4 protein-coding genes are annotated in these 2,960 nt (G+C 42.4%); all 4 read right to left on the reverse strand.

Annotation, left to right across the window (positions count from 1 at the left end; all coding sequences use genetic code 11):
- Positions 1-815, reverse strand: an 815-nt coding sequence (locus tag AB1488_02160; protein MEW6408903.1) for an ABC transporter ATP-binding protein, incomplete at its 3' end; no start/stop codon positions are given.
- Positions 799-1,698 (reverse strand): cobalt ECF transporter T component CbiQ, encoded by a 900-nt coding sequence (gene cbiQ / locus AB1488_02165; protein MEW6408904.1) that lies wholly within the window; start codon positions 1,696-1,698, stop codon positions 799-801. The genes AB1488_02160 and cbiQ, both read right to left, overlap by 17 nt.
- Positions 1,695-2,030: a PDGLE domain-containing protein gene (locus AB1488_02170; protein MEW6408905.1), complete on the reverse strand. Its 336-nt coding sequence runs from the start codon at positions 2,028-2,030 to the stop codon at positions 1,695-1,697. The genes cbiQ and AB1488_02170 overlap by 4 nt, the downstream gene beginning before the upstream one ends.
- A gap of 179 nt (positions 2,031-2,209) precedes the next feature.
- The coding region (gene cbiM / locus AB1488_02175) for a cobalt transporter CbiM (protein MEW6408906.1) at positions 2,210-2,960 on the reverse strand (751 nt) is incomplete at its 5' end.

Raw genomic sequence — 2,960 nt, forward strand, 5'->3', positions numbered from 1 at the left:
CTATGCTCATGGTCATGTCCTGCAAAATGTCCATGACTGTGTGTATGGAAAACACCCCCATGCCTGTGTGCGTGCTCATGTATCAGATTAACTTTAAGCAGGAGATCTCTATTGCTGAGAACTTCATCAGGACTTCCAATAATGGCTATTGTATGGTTTTCTGCAAGGACAGCAACCCTGTCTGAAATATCCTCTACAATGCTCAGATCATGGGTGGCAGAAATCAGAGTCTTGCCAGCCGTGTGGAGTTCCTCCAAGAGTTCTATGAGCCATACCTGAGTCCTCGGGTCAAGACCGCTTGTAGGCTCATCAAGAAGAATTACATCAGGATTAATAGCGAGGGATGATGCGATAGCCACCTTCTTTTTCTCACCGCTACTCAGGGTATGTGGTGCACGGTCTTTAAGGTGTCTTATGCCAAGCATCACCATTACATCATCTACCCGTTTGAATATATCTTCAGAATCTATATTCATCTGAAGGGGTCCAAATGCAATATCGTCCCAGACCGTAGGGGAAAAGAGTTGTATGTTTGAATCCTGAAATATAAGAGATACCCTTTTCCTGAAGTCAATAAGTGTCCTGTTGTTTTTTATTCCATCATCTGTAATAGGCTCACCGAATGCGTAAAGGCACCCTGCTGTGGGAAAGAGCAGTGCATCAAGGATATTTAAAAGTGTAGATTTTCCTGAGCCATTGGCTCCAAGAATAGTCACCCTTTCACCCCTGCCGATACTCAGTGTCACATCCTTTAACCCTGTATTCCCCTGAGGATACCTGTAGGAAACATCTTTAAGTTCAAATATTAGTTCCATATTCTATCACCAGGATAAGTGTAGTTATAATCACCGATAACACACACCACACAATATCCCTCCTCCTTATCTTGAATTTATTCAATGTCTGGACCTCTCCTGTAAATCCCCTTGAAAGCATAGCGTTGTGGACATCTACGCTCAGCCTGTATGACCTGAGGAAAAGCATCCCTATACCAGATGAGCTCCACATCCATTCTTTAATCATTCCGACGCTACTGAGAGTTCTGCTCTTCTTAGCAATATGTATCTCCTCCACAATCCTGAGCAAATGAAATATATACCTGTAACTCATCTCGAGTATAAGGATAAATATCCTGGGCATCCTTAATGCCTTCAATGACGCAAGCAGATCGGACCATCTCGTGGTCATCGTGAGTATAGTTACAAGAGAGACCGATGCCATTACTCGGAGGACAAGGGTTATAGCTCCCCATAATCCCTGTTCTGTCACAGCAATAACAATCCCATCCCCCTCAAATAATGTGACCAAGGTATCACCCGGGGTGATAATATTAAAGATAGATGGTATGATTATAACCCCTGTAAAGAGCAATGGTAATATCCATGCCCTCCTGATAAATACAGATGGCTTAATACCACAGATGGATGAAACAAGCATACTCAATAGAGAAATTCCCAACAAAACTTCTATCCTTCTTGTAAAGGTCACCAGCAGGATAAAACACACGGTGCTTAATACTTTTGCCCTTGGGTCAAGTCTCTGAAGAAATCTATCTATACATGCATATCTGTCATTGAGAACGGCATCTTCTATAAGGTGGGTAATAGAACTCATTGTTTTCTCTACAAAGGTGATCCGCACCTTCTTGTTTGTTCTGACTATGTGTCCATCATCTTTTAAAAGCCATTCAGGTATCATTTCTTAGGTATCAGCAATCTCCCTAAAAGATATACAATTATAACAACTCCGATGATGCCCAAGATTGCAGAAAAGATATATGCAATGCTCTGGAAGACCAGAGACCTGCCTTCTTCTCCTGAAAAGCTATAATCAGGCATCAGGGGTCTCCACAGTTCACTCAGTCTCTTCATACCATCAGGGATATACCCTATCATCTTTTCTATCTCTTCTATCCCCCATTCACCCCATGCTACTCCCGCCTTGAATAATTCAGGTAAAATCAGCCCTATCGGGGTAAGAAGGATTAATATCGCAACACCTATCCATAGTCTTTTCACTGTTTTACTCATACTCCCTTCTTCCTTTCGATAAATTTCATATCAAAATAGGTCAGCCCCGTATTTAATACGGGGTTGCCTGACATGATCCGAGGCAGGATGCCTCGGCTATTTTCTTAAAAATTAAAGATAAAAAATCAAAATAACAAATTAAAATTCAAAAATGTATGGGAAATGGATGTCCTCAGAACTTATCTATCAAGCATTGTCGGTTCAGTCCTTTGAAAATACACTATCACAAGTGCCGTCACAATGCCCTCCAATACGCCAAAGACCGTAATATGTGGTATAACCATTGCAGGAATTGCTATCTCTAACGGATATGGCGCATAAAGTGGTCTTCCATCAGGTGTATGTGCAATAAGTGGTTGAATACCTAACTCTATCCCTGTGAGAACCCCAGCGATGTTAATACCTAAGTATCCACCTGCAGCCCCTCCTAACCACCTCCTATAAGAGGAAGGCTCACTGCCGATACTAATCAACTTATAGACTCCGTATCCTGTAAAAGACATAGCAAACGCCATATTGAAACTGCTTGCACCAATAGATGTGATACCTCCATCTCCGAACAACAGTGCCTGCACAACAAGAACCACAGTAGTAGTAATTACTGCCGCCCATGGACCGAGCAAGATCGCAACTATCACAGAGCCAACCGCATGCCCTGTTGTGCCTCCTGGTATCGGAACATTAAACATCATTGCAACAAAACTGAAGGCTGCCCCTACTGCAAGAAGTGGTATCTGCTGTGTCTTTAAAGTCTTACCTATACGTCTTGATGCAATATACCAAATCGGTGACATGACTGCATAAAGCGCACCGTATGTATGAGGTCCAAGATAACCATCAGGGATATGCATCCTTTCCTCCTGTTGAATAAACCAAATAAAAAAACCACTCAGGCTCGGGCTTCTGCCAATAATTAAGCCTTCGTGGCTA

Source organism: Nitrospirota bacterium (assembly GCA_040756155.1).
Taxonomy (GTDB): Bacteria; Nitrospirota; Thermodesulfovibrionia; order JACRGW01; family JBFLZU01; genus JBFLZU01.

Bases quoted from the DNA above. Each gene is read 5' to 3' on its own strand.
- cbiQ (MEW6408904.1), bottom strand. From the start codon at position 1,698: ATGATACCTGAATGGCTTTTAAAAGATGATGGACACATAGTCAGAACA.
- AB1488_02170 (MEW6408905.1), bottom strand. From the start codon at position 2,030: ATGAGTAAAACAGTGAAAAGACTATGGATAGGTGTTGCGATATTAATC.